Origin of the sequence: Modestobacter marinus, from assembly GCF_011758655.1 — a bacterium.
Classification (GTDB): Bacteria; Actinomycetota; Actinomycetes; order Mycobacteriales; family Geodermatophilaceae; genus Modestobacter; species Modestobacter marinus.
On the sequence record NZ_JAAMPA010000001.1, the window covers coordinates 50,274 to 68,140 of the forward strand.

Here is a 17,867-nt window from a genome sequence, read left to right on the forward strand (position 1 = left end):
GGACGCGATTGTGCTGCGCCCGGTGGCCGGTGGCTCAGCAGGTCAGAGCAGCGGACCGAGGAGGATCTCGGTGCCGTCGGGTCTCCAGGTGCGCCATCGTCCGCCGGGATCCCGTTCGACGCGGAACCCGTGGTGGACCTTGGTGTGGTGTCGTTCGCAGAGCAGCGCGGAGTTGTCGAGGTCGGTCTCGCCGCCGTGGACCCAGTGCACGAGATGGTGGACGTCGCACCAATGACTCGGGGCGTGACAGCCGGTGAAGACGCAGCTCTCGTCTCGCCGTTCGACGGCTCTGCGCAGGCCTGGGGTGACCACCCGGTGGTCCCGGCCCAGGTCCAGCGGAACGCCGTCGGGGCTCATCACGATCCGGGAGATGGAGCCGTCGCAAGCCAGGTAGCGGGCCCGGGCGGCGGAGATCGTCGCCCCGAAACCGGTCCGCGCCGCACCCGGGCCGGTCGCGGGGTCGACCAAGTCATGGAGGTCGATGGTCACCACCACGTGCGGCTTCACCGTGCGCAGCATCGGCAGGTTCCCTGCGGCGAGCTGGTTGTCACACAGCTGCACGAACGCATCAGCGTTCTGCTGCGTCCTCGTCCGCTCATCACCCTTGGGCCGGTCGGCCTGCACGATCGACTCGATCGCCGCCTGCGCCTTCTCCGCACCCGCGGCATCCAGCTCGAACCGGCCGGTCATGCTGCCATCGGCGTGCTTGACCATCGTGAACGTCCGACCCTCGGTCGGATCCGGCTCGGGCCCGTCGGGGTCGAGGGCGGCCTCGAAAGCCTGCACCGCCGACACCAACGACTCGTGCCGTGACCCGGCCGCGACGACGGCCCAGTCCTGGTCGAAGGCGGACAGGTCGATGCCCTGCTCAGCAGCCAGACCCCGCTCACGCGCACCGACCTCGTCCGCGACCACGCCGAACTGGACCGCCGTCACATGACCGTCGGCGAACCCCGCCGCCAACACCGGGAAGTGCTCCAACGCCCGACCGGCCCGCACCACCTTCGACGCGTCATTGGGTGCCAACCGCGCGTGCCCGATCAACCAGGACCGCATGGTCTTGATGCCGTCGTGCTCGGCGGCCTGGGTGGTCTCGGCGTGCCGCACCGTGCGAGTGAGCTCTGCCGCCACCCGGTTGCCGAGCTGGACCAGCACCGCCGTCCGGTCCAGCACCTGACCGGCGGTGAGCTCGAACAGGTCATCGGCTGCCAGCGCGTCGAGGGCCGACCGCAACTCGCTCACAGCCACCTCCCGACGCGTTCGAACGTGTGTTCGAACAGTATCGCGATCGAAGTCATCGAGCAAGACGAAAGACCAGCTCAGAGGCCGCATCGTCGAGTCACGCACGCGTCACGCCGGGTCGTCGGACCGGCCGTCGTCCGCAGCGTCGACAGCCGCACCGGCCGCCGGGGACGACGTCTTGATGACGGTCACCGTCGAGCTGCTGACCGCCCGTCGAGGAACACCGCCACGACGGCCGCGCCGAGCAGGCACAGCGCGCCGTTGACCGCGATCGCCGTCGTCACGCCGTCGAGCACCCCGGCGCCGCCGAGCACCGCCGCGGTGACGACCGCGCTCATCACCGGCGTCCCGAGGGTGATGCCGATCTGCTGGCTCAGTGTGGTCAGCCCGGTGGCCAGGCCCTGCTCGTTCTCGGGCAGCCCGGACGTCGCGGTGACGGTGAACCCGACGATGACGACGAGGTTGGCGACTCCCCCGACGAAGGTGGCCGCCAGCACCAGCCAGATCGAGGAAGCGTCCTCGGAGACCAGCACCAGCGACAGCGTCGCGACGGCCTGGACGAGGAAGCCGCCGACGATCGCCGTCCGGGTGCCGAACCGGCCGATCACCCGCGGCCCGAGCAGCCCACCGGCGACGGTGCCGAGCCCGAGCACCGCGAAGGACAGGCCGGCGCCGAGCGGGCTGTAGCCGAGCACCTCCTGCAGGTAGAGGGTGAGCAGGAAGACCAGCGACGTCTCGGTGACGAAGGCGAGCGCACCGGCCACGTTGCCGACGGCGACGCTGCGCCGGCGGCGCACCGGCAGCGGCACCAGCGGGAACGCCGTCCGGTGCTCGACGGCGACGAAGGCGGCCAGCAGCGCAACCGCGGCGGCGAAGGCCAACAGCGTCGGGGCGTCGGTCCAGCCGTGGGACGCGGCGCGGGTCAGCCCGAAGACCAGGGCGAGCAGGCCGAGGGTCACGGTCCCCGCACCGGACAGGTCGAGCCGGGTGCGCTGCTCGGCGGGGCGCTCGACGAGCACCCGCGGGGCCACGATCAGCACGAGCAGCGCGACCGGGACGTTGAGGAAGAAGGCCCACCGCCAGCTGAGCAGGTCGGTCAGCAGCCCGCCGAGGACCGCGCCGGTGGTGAACCCCGCGGCCATCAGCGCACCGTTCAGCCCCAGCGCCCGCTCGCGCGCGGGGCCCTCGGGGAAGGTGCCGAGCAGCAGCGCCAGGGCGGCCGGGACGACGATCGCGGTGGCGACGCCCTGGGCGACCCGCGCGGTCAGCAGCACCGCCGGCGTCGTCGCCAGCCCACCGAGCAGGGAGCCGGCGCCGAGCAGCGCCATGCCGAGCAGGAACATCCGCCGCCGTCCGGCGAGGTCGGCGATCCGGCCCATGAGCAGGGTGAGCCCGGCGGCGCAGAGCGCGAAGGCGGTGGCGATCCACTGCAGGTCGGCGAGGCCGAAGCCGACGTCCGTGCCGATGGTGGGCAGGGCGACGTTGAGGATGGAGAAGTCGACGGCGAGGGTGAAGCTGGCGGTGAGGAGCACGGCCAGGGCGGTGCGGTGCCTGGTCGGCGGGGCGAGAGTGGTCACCCCGGCGACGCTGCGCCGGTGCCCGCCGGGCAACCACTCCCCCGTCTGCCTGTCACCGGCAGGGACAGGCTGGGCATGATCGCCAGGAGCAGGATGGGCCCGTGACCGACCTCGGGGAGTTCTTGCGCGTGCGCCGCGCGGCGTTGCAGCCGGCAGACGTCGGGCTGCGTGGCTACGGCGCGCGGCGGGTGCCGGGGCTGCGGCGCGAGGAGCTGGCGATGCTGGCCGGGGTGAGCGCCACCTACTACGCGCGGCTCGAGCAGGGGCTGAGCGCAAACGCGTCGGAGGCGGTGCTCGATGCGCTGGCCCGGGCGCTGGAGCTGGACGCCGACGAGCGGGCGCACCTGCTCACCCTGGCCCGAACCCCCGCGCGGCGCCGTTCCCGACCGCGTCCGGACACGATCCGCTCGGGGATGCTGCGGCTGATCGAGTCGATGCCGGACACCCCGGCGGTGGTGCTCGGCCGACGCAGCGAGGTACTCGGCTGGAACGCCTTAGGGCACCGCCTGGTGGCCGGGCACCTGCCGTTCGCCTCACCACACCGGCCCGCCGAGCGGCCGAACATGACCCGGCTGCTGTTCCTCGACGCGCACACCCGCGAGCTCTACCAGCGGTGGGACGACGAGGCGCAGCGGGCGGTGTCGTCGCTGCGGGTGCTGGCCGGCCGGTCCCCGGACGACGACGAGCTGACCCAGCTGGTCGGCGAGCTGACCGTGCAGAGCCCCGAGTTCGCCCGGCTGTGGGCGCGGCACCCGGTGGCCGTGTGCGTGTCGGGCACCAAGCAGCTGCGGCACCCGGAGGTCGGTGACCTGGCGGTGGCGTTCGAGGTGCTCACCCCACCCGACGACCCCGGCTCCCGCGTGCTCTTCTACTCGGCCGAGCCCGCGACGCCGTCCGCCGCCGCGCTGGATCTACTGCGCTGCGGCAGCGTCGCCGGACTCCCCGCTCAGACCCTCGCCTGATCAGATCGGAACGTCGCGGGCTGGCGCCCGCTCGGCAAGTCGGTGGCTGCGAGATGGGCTGGGCCCAAGCCGACGCCCTCCTGGCACGACGACCGTGACCTGCAAAGGACAGTCCTCGTCGCCGTCAGCTTCTTCGAATCCACTGAACTCGACCATGCGTCAATCTCTTCACAGTTACCTGCATCACATAGAGTGGCCATGCACGTGCTCACCGTCAGCTGGCATCACATGGGGGATACATGGCTAAGGCACAAGATCGACGGCTTCGAGGAAGCTTTACCTTAGGCGGAGAGCAAGCCGAGGCGGACCCGCTCTTGACAGATGGGTTCTTCGAGTCGGGCCAGTTCCTTGCCGCCGCCTCCCAGCAAGATCCGCGGTGTTTTCTGGTTGGTCGAACCGGCGTCGGGAAATCGGCAGTGCTCCAACGCCTCGAGCAGCAAGATTATCAGCATGTCATCCGGATCACGCCGGAGGACCTGTCTCTGCCCTACATTGCAGATCTTGGCGTCCTTCAGTATTTGAATGCGCTGAACGTTCATCTCGACCCATTGTTCATCGCCCTGTGGAAGCACGTCCTGCTCATCGAGATCATAAGAAAGCGTTACAAAGTCGACACCCCTGCGGCTAAGCAGAACTTCCTGTCCACTCTGATGGATAAAATCAGACGAGACCGCAGTAAAGCTGCGGCGCTAGAGTACCTAGAGGAGTTTGAAGGCAAGTTTTGGTGCGAGACGGACGAGCGAGTAAAGGACATCACAACCCGCTTTGAGAATCAGATAAGGGACGAAGCTGGGGGTGATCTCTCACTACCCGGGATAGGTGGTGCCAAAGCAACTACCAGCGACGCCGAGACTAGGTCGACGGAGACGCGAGTTGAGCAGGCCGAGCGGTTTCAGAGAATCGTCAACGAAACACAACTACCGCGCCTCAATAAGATGATCACGGTACTTGACGAAGATATACTTGACGATCCGCAAAACTACACTCTAATAGTCATCGACGACCTCGATCGCGATTGGGCCGACGAGCAGGTTGCCAATGCATTAATCCGCTGCTTATTCAGAGCGGTCATCGACCTGAAGCGCGTGCGTAACCTCAAGATTCTTGTCGGCCTCCGTACCAACATCTTTCAAGCTCTGGACTTCGGAGCAAAGACTGGTGGGCAAGAGGAAAAGTTCCGATCCCTAACCATGCAGCTCCGCTGGACGCCGGCGGATATGGAAGCTTTACTCAGCGCGCGAGCACGGGCTGCTGCCGCTTTACACGACCTCCCATCTATTAGCGGCGTCAAAGACCTCCTGCCCGCGACCAATAAGACGCGTGGCAATGCGCTCGAATATGTTCTGCGGCGCACGCTCCTCCGACCCCGGGACGCGGTCGCCTACTTCAATGAGTGCTTGGCTCTTACCGGTGGCAAACCGCGCATAACATGGGACATGATCCACAGTGCAGAGCGCCCATACTCGAAGAACCGACTTTTGGCCCTCCGGGACGAGTGGAAGCCGAACTACCCGGGCATCGAACGAGTCTTTCAGGCCTTTGAAGCGACGCCAGTACTACTGGATCGAGACCGATGCCGACAAATATTCGAAGACGTGGCTCTCTTGACGACTGACCCGTCGTTCGCCGGCAGTCGATGGATCACATCGCTCACAGAACCGATATGGAACGCCCGGGCCGATGACTCTTGGGAGGACATGTATTCGGCCATCGTGGCCCTACTGTTCGAAGTGGGCTTCCTAGGCTGCGGCGCCGGGGCGCGGGGCGAGGTCGTTTTCGCTCAAGACGATTCAAGCTATTTGGCGATCCGAAGCAATCTGGAACGATGTACGATATTTAGCGTGCATCCTGCATTTCGGTCCGCGTTGGACATTCGTCACGACTAGGCGGATGCAACCCGCTTCTCGCATGGATTTAGCCTCCGCCAGGTTGCATTGACAGCTCGATGAGTGCCCGTTGACCGAAGCGGGGGCAGACCATAGCGTCGCGTCTACCTAGATTTTTGTTCAGTCCGTTCGTGCTCAGCCACCGAGAGGTGAGGTCAGCGACGAGATCTGAAGCAGCCAACAGGGACGGCCTGAAAAGAAAAAATAGGCCGCTCTCCAGTCTGGAGAGCGGCCTATTTTTGCGGTGGAGCTGAGGGGACTCGAACCCCTGACCCCCACACTGCCAGTGTGGTGCGCTACCAGCTGCGCCACAGCCCCTTGCCGACCCGGTCTGGTGTGTCCGAGCCGTGGAGAACACTACATCAGGGTGAACGGCGCCCGGCGGAGGGGTCCCCGCCGGGCGCCGTGTCGTCAGCCCTCGGCGCCGAAGCGATGGTCGAGCGCCAGGTTGAGCTCCAGCACCCGAACGTGCGGCGCGCCGACGAACCCGAGATCCCGCCCGGCCGTGTGCTCCTCGACGAACGCGCGCACCTCGTCCACCGGCACCCCGCGTGCCTCTGCGACGCGCTCCACCTGGATGGCCGCGTACTCCGGCGAGATGTCCGGGTCCAGCCCCGAGCCCGACGCCGTCACCGCGTCGGCCGTGACCTCGTCCTCGGTGACCCCGTTGAACGCGGCCACCTCAGCCCGCCGCTCCCCCACCAGGTCGATCAACTCGGAAGAGTTCGGCCCCAGGTTCGAGCCACCCGACGCCGCCCCGTCGTAGTCCGACGCCGACGGCCGGGTCTGGAAGTACTCCGGCAGCGGGTCGCCGTCGGAGTCGGTGAACGACTGCCCGATCAGCGACGACCCCACCACGGTGCCGTCCACCGACACCAGCGAGCCGTCGGCCTGGGCCGGCGCGATCAGCTGCGCCACACCGGTCATCAGCAGCGGGTAGGCCAGCCCGAGCACCACGGTGGCGACGAGGAGGGCACGGACGGCGGCCACCAGCTGGCGGCCCGAACGCAGAGCGGACATCACGCGATCCCCGGGATCAGAGAGACGAGCAGGTCGATGAGCTTGATCCCGATGAACGGCAGCACCACGCCGCCGATGCCGTAGACCAGCAAGTTGCGGCGCAACATCGCCGACGCGGACGCCGGCCGGTACTTCACGCCCCGCAGCGCCAGCGGCACCAGCGCCACGATGATCAGCGCGTTGAAGATGACGGCCGACAGGATGGCCGACTCCGGGGATGCCAACTTCATGACGTTCAGCGAGGAAAGCCCCGGGAAGACCCCGGCGAACATGGCCGGCAGGATCGCGAAGTACTTCGCCAGGTCGTTGGCGATGGAGAACGTGGTCAGCGACCCGCGGGTGATCAGCAGCTGCTTCCCGATCTCCACGATCTCGATCAGCTTCGTGGGGTCGGAGTCCAGGTCGACCATGTTGCCGGCCTCCTTGGCCGCGGTCGTCCCGGTGTTCATCGCCACCCCGACGTCGGCCTGCGCCAGCGCCGGGGCGTCGTTCGTCCCGTCACCGGTCATCGCCACCAGCCGGCCACCGGACTGCTCGCGCTGGATCAGCGCCAGCTTGTCCTCCGGCGTCGCCTCGGCCAGCACGTCGTCGATGCCGGCCTCCGCGGCGATCGCCCGGGCGGTCCGCTCGTTGTCCCCGGTGATCATCACCGTGCGGATGCCCATCCGGCGCAGCTCTGCGAACCGCTCGGCCATCCCCGCCTTGACGACGTCCTTCAGGTGGATGACACCCAGCACCCGGGCGCCGTCCGAAGCAGCGACCGCGAGCAGCAGCGGCGTCCCGCCGACGGCGGAGATGCTGTCGACGACGTCCTCGACCTCCGGCGGCACCGGCCCGTCCTGCGACCGCACCCACGCCAGCACCGCACCCGCGGCGCCCTTGCGCAGCTGCCGGCCGTCGGGCAGGTCGACCCCGCTCATCCGGGTCTGCGCGGTGAACGGCACGAACTCCGCACCGGGCAGGTCGTCCCGCCCGCGCAGCCCGTAGCTGGCCTTCGCCAGGACGACGATGCTGCGCCCCTCCGGCGTCTCGTCGGCCAGCGAGGCCAGCTGCGCGGCGTCGGCGACCTCCTCGTCGGAGCACCCGCCGACCGCGACGAACTCCGACGCCTGCCGGTTGCCGAGGGTGATGGTGCCGGTCTTGTCCAGCAGCAGGGTGTTCACGTCACCGGCGGCCTCGACCGCGCGGCCGCTCATCGCCAGCACGTTGCGCTGCACCAGCCGGTCCATCCCGGCGATGCCGATCGCCGACAGCAGCGCCCCGATCGTGGTCGGGATCAGGCACACCACCAGCGCGATCAGCGTGGTCAGCGACTGCTCCGCACCCGAGTAGACGGCCAGCGGCTGCAGCGTGATGACGACAACCAGGAACACGATCGTCAGCGAGCTGAGCAGGATGTTCAGCGCGATCTCGTTCGGCGTCCGCTGCCGGGAGGCGCCCTCGACCAGCGCGATCATCCGGTCGACGAACGTCTCTCCCGGCTTGCTGGTGACCTCCACGACGATCCGGTCGGAGAGCACCGTCGTCCCGCCGGTCACCGCCGAGCGGTCACCGCCGGACTCGCGGATCACCGGCGCCGACTCCCCGGTGATCGCCGACTCGTCGACGCTGGCGATCCCCTCGACGACGTCGCCGTCCCCCGGGATGATCTGCCCGGCGACGACGACCACCCGCATGCCCGGCCGCAGGTCGGCGGCGGGCACCTCACCGCCGTCCAGCAGGTAGGCGACGGTGGTCTGCCGGGCCTTGCGCAGGGTGTCGGCCTGCGCTTTGCCCCGCCCCTCGGCCACGGCCTCGGCGGCGTTGGCGAACAGCACGGTCAGCCACAGCCAGCCGGCGATCAGGCAGCCGAACACCGACGTGTCGGTGATGGCCAGCACGGTGGAGAACACCGAGCCGACCCAGACCACGAACACCACGGGCTGGCGCACCAGGCCGCGCGGGTCGAGCTTGCGGACGGCGCCGGCCAGGGCCGGGCCCCACTCGATCGACGCCCGCTGCTGCGGGCGGGGCTCGGCGGGGGTGTGCACGGGTGGGCGATCGAGCGCCGCGGTCATGACAGTCCTTCTGCGTGTGTCGGGGCTACCAAAATGGCCATATCGGTGGAAGGGGTGGTCGTCATGCGAGGGCCTCCGCCAGGGGGCCCAGCGCGAGCGCCGGGAAGTACGTGAGGCCGACGACGACCAGGACGACGGCGCCCAGCAGGCCGACGAACAGCGGCTGGTGGGTGGGCAGCGTCCCGGCGGTCACCGGCGCCTTGCCCTGCACCGCGAGCCGGCCGGCCAGCGCGACCACCAGCACGATGGGCAGGAACCGGCCCAACGCCATCGCCAGGCCCAGCGCGGTGTTGAAGAACGGCGTGTTCGCGCTCAGCCCGGCGAACGCCGAGCCGTTGTTGTTCGACGCCGAGGTGAAGGCGTAGAGCAGCTCGCTCAAGCCGTGCGACCCGCTGTTGAGCAGCGAGCTCAGGCCGGTGTCGGTGGCGACCGCCACCGCCGTCCCGGTGAGCACGAGCACCGGGGTGACCAGCACGTACAGCGAGGCGAGCGTCATCTCGCGGCGGCCGAGCTTCTTGCCCAGGTACTCCGGCGTCCGGCCGACCATGAGGCCGGCGACGAACACCGCGACGACGGCGAGCACGAGCATCCCGTAGAGCCCCGAGCCGACCCCGCCGGGCGCGACCTCGCCGAGCATCATGTTCGCCAGCACGAGCATCCCGCCGGTGGGCGTGTAGCTGTCGTGCATCGAGTTGACCGCGCCGGTGGAGGTCAGCGTCGTCGCCGTTCCGAACAGGGCCGACAGCGGACCGCCGAAGCGCACCTCCTGACCCTCGGTGGCCGCGCCGGCGAGCTGCAGCGCCGCTCCCCCGGCCCGGGCCTGCGCCCAGCTGGTGAGCGCCGCCGAGGCGACGGCCAGCGACGCCATCACGCCGACGATGGCCAGGCCCTGACGACGGTCACCGACCATCCGGCCGAAGGTGCGCGGCAGCGAGAAGGGGATGGCCAGCAGCAGGAACACCTGGAACAGCGAGATCCAGGCGCTCGGGCCCTCGAAGGGGTGCGCGGAGTTGGCGTTGTAGAAGCCACCGCCGTTGGTGCCCAGCTCCTTGATCGCCTCCTGCGAGGCCACCGGCCCGCCGGGCAGGTACTGGGTGGCGCCGGCCAGCGTCGTCGCGTCGGTGCCCGACGACAGGTTCTGCACCACGCCACCGAGCACCAGGACGACGGCGGCGACCGTGGCCAGCGGCAGCAGCACCCGGGCGATCGCCCGGGTGAGGTCGACCCAGAAGTTGCCCAGCCGGTCGGTGCCGCTGCGGGCGAAGCCGCGCACCAGCGCGATCGCCACCGCGATGCCGACGGCCGCGGAGACGAAGTTCTGCACCGCCAGCCCGGCCATCTGCACCAGGTGGCCCATCGTCGACTCGCCGCTGTAGCCCTGCCAGTTCGTGTTGGTCACGAAGCTGACCGCGGTGTTCCAGGCCGAGCCCGGCTCGACCGCAGCCATCTCGTTGTCCAGCGGCAGCCACTGCTGCACGCGCTGCAGCAGGTAGAGGAAGAGCACCGACACCAGCGAGAAGGCCAGCACGCTGCGCAGGTAGACCGGCCACCGCTGCTCCGTGTCCGCATCCACGCCCACCGCGCGGTAGACCAGCCGCTCCACCCGCCAGTGCCCTGAACCAGTGGGCAGAAATGGCCATTCCTGCCCAGGCGGGGAGGCGGGGCCGGTGGTGAAGGCGTGGGCCATCCAGTCGCCCAGGGGCTTGTGCACGGCGACCAGTGCCAGCACCAGCAGCGCCACCTGCAGCCAGCCGGCTGCGGTGCTGCTCATCAGAACCGTTCCGGGAACAGCAGGCTGCCGAGCAGGTAGAGCACCAGGCCGATGGCCACGGCGAGCGCAACCCAGGTCACAGCCGTTCCACCCCTCGCACCGCCAGTGCCAGCAGCCCGAAGACCACCAGCGTCAGGAGCACGTAGACCACGTCGGTCACGTCGAGAGCACCCTCATCCGCATCCGGGTGGACGACCGGTCGTCGTCCACGTCCGGGCGGCGACGCTAGGAGCGCTCAGCGGTGCTGACGGGTGTCTTGACGCGTCCTTGACGGCGGGAGGCGGCGACCTTGACGCCGTCCTGACGGTCGTCCCCGATGGGGACAGAAATGGCCATTTCTGCCCCACGGTGGGTCCCAGGCGAACGGCGGCGCGCGGGCCGTAGCCACCGTTGTGCGCTGACTGCTGGTTCCCGGCTGGGGAACCGGCCGTCAGCGCACAACGGCGGTCTCAGGCGGACGGCGGCGGGGTCATCTGGGCGATCCGCACGGAGTTGCCGAACGGGTCGCGGAAGCCGAAGTCGATGCCGTAGGGCTGCACGACCGGCTCCTCGGGCAGCTCGACGCCCTTCTCCTTCAGCGCGGCGTGAGTCTTGTGCGCGTCGTCGGTGGTGAAGAACAGGTGTCCGCCGCCGGCGCCCTTGGTGACCAGATCGCGCACCTGGCCGGCGATCTCCGGGCTGACCGAGGGCGGCGCGGGCAGCTCCAGCAGGACGGCGTGCCCGGGGTCGCTGGGCAGCGCCACGGTCAGGAAGCGCATCGGACCGAACTGCTGGTCGGTCTGCACCTCGAAGCCGAGCGTGCCGACGTAGAAGTCCAGCGCCTGGTCCTGGTCGAGGACGTAGAGGGAGGTGATCGAGAGGGAGGTCAACATGCGAGCGACGCTAGGACCGGGCGGGGTCCCCGGGCTTCTCCGAACGTGCGGTCTCCCCGCTCGGCCGCAGCCACCGCATGCCGAAGCAGGAGGGCACCGGCGCCAGCGGCCCGCGCCGCCGGTAGACGCTCGGCGGCTCCCCGACGATGTCGGCGAACACCCGGCTGAACGTGCCCAGACTGCTGAAGCCGACGCTCATGCAGATCTCGGTCACCGACCGGTCGCTGCTGCGCAGCAGGAACATCGCCCGCTCCACCCGGCGCCGCTGCAGGTAGCGGTGCGGGGGCTCGCCGAACGTGGCCGTGAAGGTGCGGCTGAAGTGCGCCGGTGAGACGTGCGCGAGCCGGGCCAGCGTCGGGACGTCGAGGGGCTCGGCGTAGGCGCGGTCCATCGCGTCCCGGGCGCGCAGCATCCGCCGGTTGGAGTCCTCGCTCGCCCGGCTCATCGGACCGGTCGCGGCGTGCTGCCCATGGCGCCCCCTCCCCTGACCGGACGACGGTCGCGTCGCCGGCCCTCGCCGTCAAGGATCAGGGCGTTCCCTGATGCGCCCGGGCACCGGTTCCCGACAGGCTCAGCCCAGCCGATCGCCAGCGGCACCGACCACCGTCGGCCCGACGGCGATCAAGGGGGCGGGCAGATGCGGACGACGACGGTGCGGACCCTCCCGTGGTGAGCGCCGTGCTCGACCGGGTCGGCGGCTGGCCGGCGGTGCTGGTGCTCGGGGTCGCCGCCCTCGTCCTGGCACTGGAGAGCGGCGTGATCGCCGGGGTGCTGCTGCCCGGCTCGACCACGCTCGTCGTCCTGGGGCTGTGGTCGGCGACCACCGGGACCCACCCGGCGCTGCCCATCGCCGTCGCCGCAGCCGCGAGCGCCGGTGGGGCGGTGCACGGCTGGCTGCGCGGCCACCAGCGCCGGGCCACCGGCCCACCGCAGGGCAGGTTGCGGACCCGGGTCGAACCCGCGGTCCGGCAGGCGGAGACGTGGCTGACCAGCCGGTCTCCCCGGCACACGGCCCTGGTGCTCGCGGCCGCGCACTGGGCCGCGGTCACCCGGACGCTCACGCCCCGCGTCGCCGGCGGCGGCGGGGTGCCGCTGCGGTTGCTCGGGCCGGTCGTCGCCGCCAGCAGCACCGCGTGGGCCACCACGGTCGTCCTGCTGGCCCGGGAGCTCGGGCAGCAGGTCGCCGCCGAGGCCGGCTGGGTGCCGGTCACCGTGGTCATCGTCCTGGCCGGGGCACTGCTGGTCCGTCGCCGGCTGCGGCACGGGCCCCTGACCTGCCGGCCGCACCGCCAGGCCGGCTGAGCCACCGCCCTCACCCGCCGGAGGTGGTCTTGACGGGATCCTGACGCCCGGCTGCACCGGAGTGTCGGTGGGCGGGGTGATCATGGGCGGCATGGCCCGCGGGACCCTGCGCATCTACCTCGGCGCCGCTCCCGGCGTCGGGAAGACCTTCGCCGCGCTCGGCGAGGCCCACCGGCGCCGCGAGCGGGGTTGCGACGTCGTCGTCGGCCTGGTCGAGACGCACGGCCGCCCACGCACCGTCGCCGCCCTCGACGGGCTGGAGGTGCTCCCCCGTGCCGCCGTCACCCACCGCGGCGTGACCCTGGCGGAGCTGGACGTCGACGCGCTGCTCGCCCGCCGGCCCGACTGGGTGGTCATCGACGAGCTCGCGCACACCAACGTGCCCGGCAGCCGGCACGCCAAGCGCTGGCAGGACGTCGAGCAGGTGCTCGACGCCGGGATCAACGTGCTGACCACGGTCAACGTGCAGCACCTGGAGAGCCTCAACGACGTCGTCGAGCAGATCACCGGCGTCCCGCAGCAGGAGACCGTGCCCGACGCGGTGGTCCGCCGGGCCGACCAGATCGAGCTGGTCGACATGAGCCCGGAGGCGCTGCGCCGCCGGCTCGCGCACGGCAACGTCTACGCCGCCGAGCGGGTCGACGCCGCGCTGGGCAACTGGTTCCGGATCGGCAACCTCACCGCGCTGCGCGAGCTGGCCCTGCTGTGGCTGGCCGACCGGGTCGACGAGGGGCTGCGGACGTACAAGGCCGAGCACGCCATCGACCACGTCTGGGAGGCCCGCGAACGCGTGGTGGTCGCGCTCACCGGCGGGCCGGAGGGCGAGACGCTGATCCGCCGCGCCTCCCGGGTGGCCCGGCGCAGCGGCAACGGCGTGCTGCTCGCCGTGCACGTGCTGTCCGGCGACGGCCTGGCCGGCGCCTCCTCCGGCGCGCTGCGCGCCCAGCGGTCACTGGTGGAGAGCCTGGGCGGCAGCTACCACCAGGTGGTCGGGGACGACGTCGCCGAGGCGCTGCTGGAGTTCGCCCGCGGCGTCGACGCCACCCAGCTCGTGATCGGCACCAGCCGGCGCACCCGCTGGGCCAGGGCGCTGCGCGGCGGCATCGGCGGGCGGGTGATCGCCGGCTCCGGCGAGATCGACGTGCACATCGTCACCCACTCGGCCGCCGGGTCACAGCGCTGGCGGCTGCCCCGCAGCCAGGGCGCGCTCACCGCGCGGCGCCACTGGCTGGGGTGGCTGCTGGCCGCCGTCGGCGTCCCGGTGCTGGCGCTCAGCTGCATCGCCGCCCAGGCGGCGCTGTCCCTGGCCAGCGTGCTGCTGGTGTTCGTGCTGCTGGTCATGGCCGTCGCCATCGTCGGCGGGCTGTGGCCGGCGCTCGCCGCGGCGGTCGCCGGCGGTCTGGTGGCCAACTGGTTCTTCACCGCCCCCACCGGCCGGCTCACGGTCAGCCAGGTCGACGACGTCGTCTCGCTCTTCGGCGGGGTGGTCGTGGCCGTCGCCGTGGCCGCCGTCGTCGACCGGTCCGCGCGCCGGGCCACCGCCGCCGCCCGCTCCCGCGCCGAGACCGCGATGCTCGCGTCGCTGTCCCGCTCCGTGCTCGCCGGCGACCGGGGGCTGCCCAGCCTGCTGGAGCAGATCCGGGAGGCGTTCGGGCTGCGCTCGGTGACCATGGTCGAGACGGCCGAGGGCCGGGAGCAGACCGTGGGCACCTGCGGCGAGCACGGCGCCGACGAGCAGGTCGAGGACGTCGCCGTCACCGACACGCTGACCCTGCGGCTGTGCGGCCGGGCGCTGCCCGCCGGCGACCGGCGCGTGCTGGTCTCCTTCGCCGAGCAGGCCGCCGTGGCCCTGCAGCAGGGCCGGCTCGCCGCGCAGGCCGCGGAGGCCTCCCGGCTGGCCGCCGGCAACAGCATGCGCAACGCCCTGCTTGCCGCGGTCAGCCACGACCTGCGCACCCCGCTGGCCGGGATCAAGGCCGCCGCCTCCGCGCTGCGCACCGAGGAGCTGGAGCTCAGCGAGTCCGACCGCGCCGAGCTGGTCGCCACCGTCGACGAGTCCGCCGACCGGCTGACCGGCCTGGTCGACAACCTGCTGGACATGAGCCGGCTGCAGGCCGGCGTGGTCACCCCCGCCGCGGCGCCGGTCGACCTCGCCGCGGTGGTCAGCCGCGCGCTCACCTGGCTGGAGCCCACCGAGCGACGCCGGGTGGCCCGCGGGGAGGCCGCCGACCTGCCGCCGGCGCTGGCCGACCCGGGGCTGCTGGAGCGGGTGGTGGCCAATCTGCTGCTCAACGCCGCGAGCCACGCGACCGGCGGCCTGCACGTCGACGCCTCCCGGCTGGACGGCCGGGTCGAGCTGCGCGTCGTCGACCGCGGCCCCGGCGTGCCCGCCCGGGACCGCGACCGGATGTTCGCCCCGTTCCAGCGGCTGGGCGACTCCCCCGCCGGGCAGGGCGTCGGCCTGGGACTGGCCGTGGCCCGCGGCCTGACCGAGGCGATGGGCGGCACGCTCACCGCCGAGGAGACCCCCGGCGGCGGGCTGACCATGGTCGTGTCGCTGCCGGCCGCCCCGGTTGGCGCTGCCCCCGTGCCGCGGCTGACGGTGGCCGAGGCGTGAGCCGGGTGCTCGTCGTGGACGACGACCCGCAGCTGCGCCGCGCCCTGCGGATCACCCTGCGCGCCGCCGGGTTCGACGTCGTCACCGCCGAGGACGGGCGCACCGCGCTCGCCGAGGCCGCCGCCGCGCACCCCGACCTGGTCGTGCTCGACCTGGGCCTGCCCGACCTCGACGGCACCGAGGTGCTCGCCGGGCTGCGCCCCTGGTTCACCGGGCCGGTCGTGGTGCTCTCCGCCCGCGGCGACAGCTCGGACAAGGTGGGGGCGCTGGACGCCGGCGCCGACGACTACGTCACCAAGCCCTTCGACATGCCCGAGTTGCTCGCCCGGCTGCGGGTGGCGCTGCGCCGGGCCACCCCCCTGCCCGGTGAGCCGGTGGTGCAGACCGACCACTTCACCGTCGACCTCGCCGCCCGCCAGGTCATCGTCGGCGGCGTCCCCGTGCGGCTCACCCCCACCGAGTGGGCGCTGCTGTCGGAGCTCGTCCGCGCGCCAGGCAGGCTGGTCGGCCAGCGGGAGCTGCTCAAGTCGGTGTGGGGACCGGCCTACGAGCGGGAGACCAATTACCTGCGGGTGTACCTGGCCCAACTGCGCCGCAAGCTCGAGCCCGACCCGGCCCACCCGCGGTACCTGCACACCGAGCCCGGCATGGGCTACCGCTTCGTGAAGGACCCCCTTCCTCCCCACCCCTCGCACGCTGAGGGCGGGCCCCTGGACGGGGGCCACTGAAGGGTTGACGCCGGCGTAGCGCGCGACAGATCCTTTGTAGTAACTTTGCTACATGCCGCCGCGCAAACGCTCCGACGAGCCTCAGCTGTACAACCGGCTCACCGTCCTGCGCACGGAGCGCGGGATGTCCCGCCAGGAGCTGGCCGACGCGGTCGGCGTGCACTACCAGACCATCGGCTACCTCGAGCGCGGCGAGTACAGCCCCAGCGCCACCCTCGCGCTGCGGCTGGCTGCGGTCTTCGGCCTCCCGATGGAGGCGGTCTTCTCCCTCACCCCGTTCCGCACCCTGTCCGAGCAGGTCTACGGCACCCCGCTGCCCCGAGAAAGGGAGTCCCGATGAGCACCCCCACCCGCACCCAGCGCCGCGCCGCCCGCCTCGACGACCCGCAGTTCGAGTCGCTCCGCACCCCGCGCATGCGCCGCCGGCTGGTCGCCGCCCTCGCTGGGCTGCTGGTCGTCGAGGGCGCCCTCTGCCTTCTCGCCGAGCGTGCACCCGTGGTCTTCGTCGTCGGCCTGAGCATCGTGATGATCGCCTTCGTCCTGCTCCTCGGCGCCCTCAAGGCCAGCACCCGCGGGGTGGAGGAGCTCCCGGCGGACGCGCTGGACGAGCGCCAGTGGCAGGTGCGCGGCGAGGTGTACGCCCGCGCCTACTGGATCGGGTTCGGCCTGCTGACGGTGGAGCTCGCCGTCGCCGCCGTCTGGCTGACCGCCGGCTGGGCCGCCCCCGGCGCGGGCGTCGTCCTGGGCGCTCTCCTGCTGACGTTCCACATCAGCCTGGTGCTGCCCACGATGGTCGCCGCCGCCACCCGCCGCATCTGAGCAAGGACCCCGCTCCCCCCACGCTTCGCACGCTCAGCGCGGGACCTTGAACGGGATCTCGCGGTGAGCTCGCGAGTCGTGGGCGCCCTCCCTCAGACCTCGACGCCGCGGGCGGCCAGCCAGGCGACCGGGTCGACCCGCTTGCCGTCCAGGCCGCCGGAGTGGACCTCGAAGTGCAGGTGCGGGCCGGTCGACTGGCCACGACTGCCGAGCAGCGCGATCTGATCGCCGGCGCTGACCACCTCACCGGCCTCGACCTGGATCTTCTCCATGTGCCCGTAGACGGTCACGTCCCCGCTGACGCCGAGGATGTAGACGGCCAGGCCGTAGCCGCTGGCCGCACCGGCGCGCAGCACGACGCCGTCCTCGACCGCGTACTCCGGGGTCAGCATCGGCGCCGCCAGGTCGATCCCCCAGTGCATGGTGCCCCAGCGCTGGCAGAAGCAGCTGGTCAGCCGGGCCCCCTTCACCGGCGGCGACGCCTTCGGCCGGGCGGCCTCCGCCGCTGCCTCGGCGGCCTCAGCTGCGGCGGCCTGCTCCTTGGCGACCCGGTCGGCCCGCTCGGCACGGGAGGCGGCGACCTCCTCCAGCCGGGCACGCGCCTCGACCTCGGTGATCGCCAGCTGCGGGGTGAGCTCGGTCTCCAGCAGCCCCTCGGCGTCCGAGCCGAGCAGCTGCTCCACCGGGATCGACTCCCGGGCATCGGCGGTGGGCAGCGCCTGGGTGCCGACGAGGGCGACCACGGCACCGACGACGAGCGCCGCGAGCAGCGCCGCCGGGCGCCGGCGGGCCACCGCACCGGGCGTGGCCGGGAGGACGACCGGCCAGGACCCCGACGACGGGGAGGCAACGGGCCGCGCGACCGAGGACTGCGCCCCCGAGGACGGTGCGACCGAGGGCTGAGCGCCCGAGGACGGGGCGACCGCACGTCCGCGGGTGCGGACCGTGGCGCCGGCGTGCCTCGAACCCATGCGCCTGCCTCCCCTGGGACCCCCGGCGTCCCCCACTGGCTCC

General features: G+C 71.5%; 16 protein-coding genes and 1 tRNA gene. 7 read left to right on the forward strand and 10 right to left on the reverse strand.

Annotated elements, in window-relative coordinates:
- Positions 1-42: 42 nt before the first annotated feature.
- The gene (locus tag FB380_RS00235) at positions 43-1,347 is read right to left on the reverse strand and encodes an HNH endonuclease signature motif containing protein (RefSeq protein WP_308423030.1); all 1,305 of its coding nucleotides are present in this window, start codon (positions 1,345-1,347) and stop codon (positions 43-45) included.
- Between the two features lie 83 nt (positions 1,348-1,430).
- Entirely contained in the window at positions 1,431-2,819 is a 1,389-nt protein-coding gene (locus tag FB380_RS00240; protein WP_166753331.1) for an MFS transporter, read from the reverse strand.
- Between the two features lie 101 nt (positions 2,820-2,920).
- Here FB380_RS00240 and FB380_RS25730 point away from each other — a divergent pair, with 101 nt between their 5' ends.
- Together FB380_RS25730 and FB380_RS00250 are read left to right on the forward strand one after the other, a co-directional pair.
- Positions 2,921-3,781: a helix-turn-helix domain-containing protein gene (locus tag FB380_RS25730; protein WP_166753332.1), complete on the forward strand. Its 861-nt coding sequence runs from the start codon at positions 2,921-2,923 to the stop codon at positions 3,779-3,781.
- A 239-nt stretch (positions 3,782-4,020) separates the two neighbouring features.
- A complete protein-coding gene (locus FB380_RS00250; RefSeq protein ID WP_166753333.1) occupies positions 4,021-5,667 on the forward strand; it encodes a P-loop ATPase, Sll1717 family in 1,647 nt (548 codons plus the stop codon).
- 245 nt (positions 5,668-5,912) lie between these two features.
- Here the strand turns inward: FB380_RS00250 and FB380_RS00255 are convergent.
- From FB380_RS00255 to FB380_RS00285, 7 genes are all read right to left on the reverse strand, one after another.
- Positions 5,913-5,985, reverse strand: a tRNA-Ala gene (locus tag FB380_RS00255).
- Positions 5,986-6,078: 93 nt separating this feature from the next.
- Positions 6,079-6,687 carry a potassium-transporting ATPase subunit KdpC gene (gene kdpC / locus FB380_RS00260; protein WP_166753334.1) on the reverse strand — a complete coding sequence of 203 codons (609 nt, stop codon included), beginning with the start codon at positions 6,685-6,687 and terminating at the stop codon, positions 6,079-6,081.
- A complete protein-coding gene (gene kdpB / locus FB380_RS00265; protein ID WP_166753335.1) occupies positions 6,687-8,744 on the reverse strand; it encodes a potassium-transporting ATPase subunit KdpB in 2,058 nt (685 codons plus the stop codon). Before kdpB ends, kdpC begins: the two co-directional genes overlap by 1 nt.
- 61 nt (positions 8,745-8,805) lie before the next feature.
- Complete coding sequence (gene kdpA, locus FB380_RS00270) at positions 8,806-10,515, reverse strand: potassium-transporting ATPase subunit KdpA (RefSeq protein ID WP_166753336.1); 1,710 nt, start codon at positions 10,513-10,515, stop codon at positions 8,806-8,808.
- Positions 10,515-10,595, reverse strand: a complete 81-nt coding sequence (gene kdpF / locus FB380_RS26175; RefSeq protein WP_166755923.1) for a K(+)-transporting ATPase subunit F — start codon at positions 10,593-10,595, stop codon at positions 10,515-10,517. The genes kdpA and kdpF overlap by 1 nt, the downstream gene beginning before the upstream one ends.
- Before the next feature lie 369 nt (positions 10,596-10,964).
- Positions 10,965-11,387, reverse strand: coding sequence for a VOC family protein (locus FB380_RS00280; protein ID WP_166753337.1), 423 nt, complete (start codon positions 11,385-11,387; stop codon positions 10,965-10,967).
- A gap of 10 nt (positions 11,388-11,397) precedes the next feature.
- Positions 11,398-11,832, reverse strand: a complete 435-nt coding sequence (locus FB380_RS00285) for a helix-turn-helix domain-containing protein (RefSeq protein ID WP_166753338.1) — start codon at positions 11,830-11,832, stop codon at positions 11,398-11,400.
- A 224-nt stretch (positions 11,833-12,056) separates the two neighbouring features.
- On the opposite strand from FB380_RS00285, the gene FB380_RS00290 reads away from it, so the two are divergent.
- From FB380_RS00290 to FB380_RS00310, 5 genes are all read left to right on the forward strand, one after another.
- Positions 12,057-12,689, forward strand: coding sequence for a DedA family protein (locus FB380_RS00290; protein WP_166753339.1), 633 nt, complete (start codon positions 12,057-12,059; stop codon positions 12,687-12,689).
- A gap of 67 nt (positions 12,690-12,756) precedes the next feature.
- Positions 12,757-15,306 carry an ATP-binding protein gene (locus FB380_RS00295; RefSeq protein ID WP_229682017.1) on the forward strand — a complete coding sequence of 850 codons (2,550 nt, stop codon included), beginning with the start codon at positions 12,757-12,759 and terminating at the stop codon, positions 15,304-15,306.
- Entirely contained in the window at positions 15,303-16,034 is a 732-nt protein-coding gene (locus FB380_RS25735) for a response regulator (protein WP_166753340.1), read from the forward strand. The genes FB380_RS00295 and FB380_RS25735 overlap by 4 nt, the downstream gene beginning before the upstream one ends.
- A 52-nt stretch (positions 16,035-16,086) precedes the next feature.
- Positions 16,087-16,374, forward strand: coding sequence for a helix-turn-helix transcriptional regulator (locus FB380_RS00305; RefSeq protein WP_166753341.1), 288 nt, complete (start codon positions 16,087-16,089; stop codon positions 16,372-16,374).
- Positions 16,371-16,853, forward strand: a complete 483-nt coding sequence (locus tag FB380_RS00310) for a hypothetical protein (RefSeq protein ID WP_166753342.1) — start codon at positions 16,371-16,373, stop codon at positions 16,851-16,853. The genes FB380_RS00305 and FB380_RS00310 overlap by 4 nt, the downstream gene beginning before the upstream one ends.
- Positions 16,854-16,945: 92 nt before the next feature.
- On the opposite strand, the gene FB380_RS00315 is transcribed toward FB380_RS00310, so the two are convergent.
- A complete protein-coding gene (locus FB380_RS00315; protein WP_166753343.1) occupies positions 16,946-17,824 on the reverse strand; it encodes a M23 family metallopeptidase in 879 nt (292 codons plus the stop codon).
- Positions 17,825-17,867: the final 43 nt, after the last annotated feature.

Excerpts from the sequence above, each read along its gene's own strand:
- FB380_RS00250 (WP_166753333.1), top strand. The coding sequence starts at position 4,021 with ATGGCTAAGGCACAAGATCGACGGCTTCGAGGAAGCTTTACCTTAGGC.
- kdpC (WP_166753334.1), bottom strand. The coding sequence starts at position 6,687 with ATGTCCGCTCTGCGTTCGGGCCGCCAGCTGGTGGCCGCCGTCCGTGCC.
- kdpB (WP_166753335.1), bottom strand. The coding sequence starts at position 8,744 with ATGACCGCGGCGCTCGATCGCCCACCCGTGCACACCCCCGCCGAGCCC.
- kdpA (WP_166753336.1), bottom strand. The coding sequence starts at position 10,515 with ATGAGCAGCACCGCAGCCGGCTGGCTGCAGGTGGCGCTGCTGGTGCTG.
- FB380_RS00280 (WP_166753337.1), bottom strand. The coding sequence starts at position 11,387 with ATGTTGACCTCCCTCTCGATCACCTCCCTCTACGTCCTCGACCAGGAC.
- FB380_RS00285 (WP_166753338.1), bottom strand. The coding sequence starts at position 11,832 with ATGAGCCGGGCGAGCGAGGACTCCAACCGGCGGATGCTGCGCGCCCGG.
- FB380_RS00305 (WP_166753341.1), top strand. The coding sequence starts at position 16,087 with ATGCCGCCGCGCAAACGCTCCGACGAGCCTCAGCTGTACAACCGGCTC.
- FB380_RS00310 (WP_166753342.1), top strand. The coding sequence starts at position 16,371 with ATGAGCACCCCCACCCGCACCCAGCGCCGCGCCGCCCGCCTCGACGAC.
- FB380_RS00315 (WP_166753343.1), bottom strand. The coding sequence starts at position 17,824 with ATGGGTTCGAGGCACGCCGGCGCCACGGTCCGCACCCGCGGACGTGCG.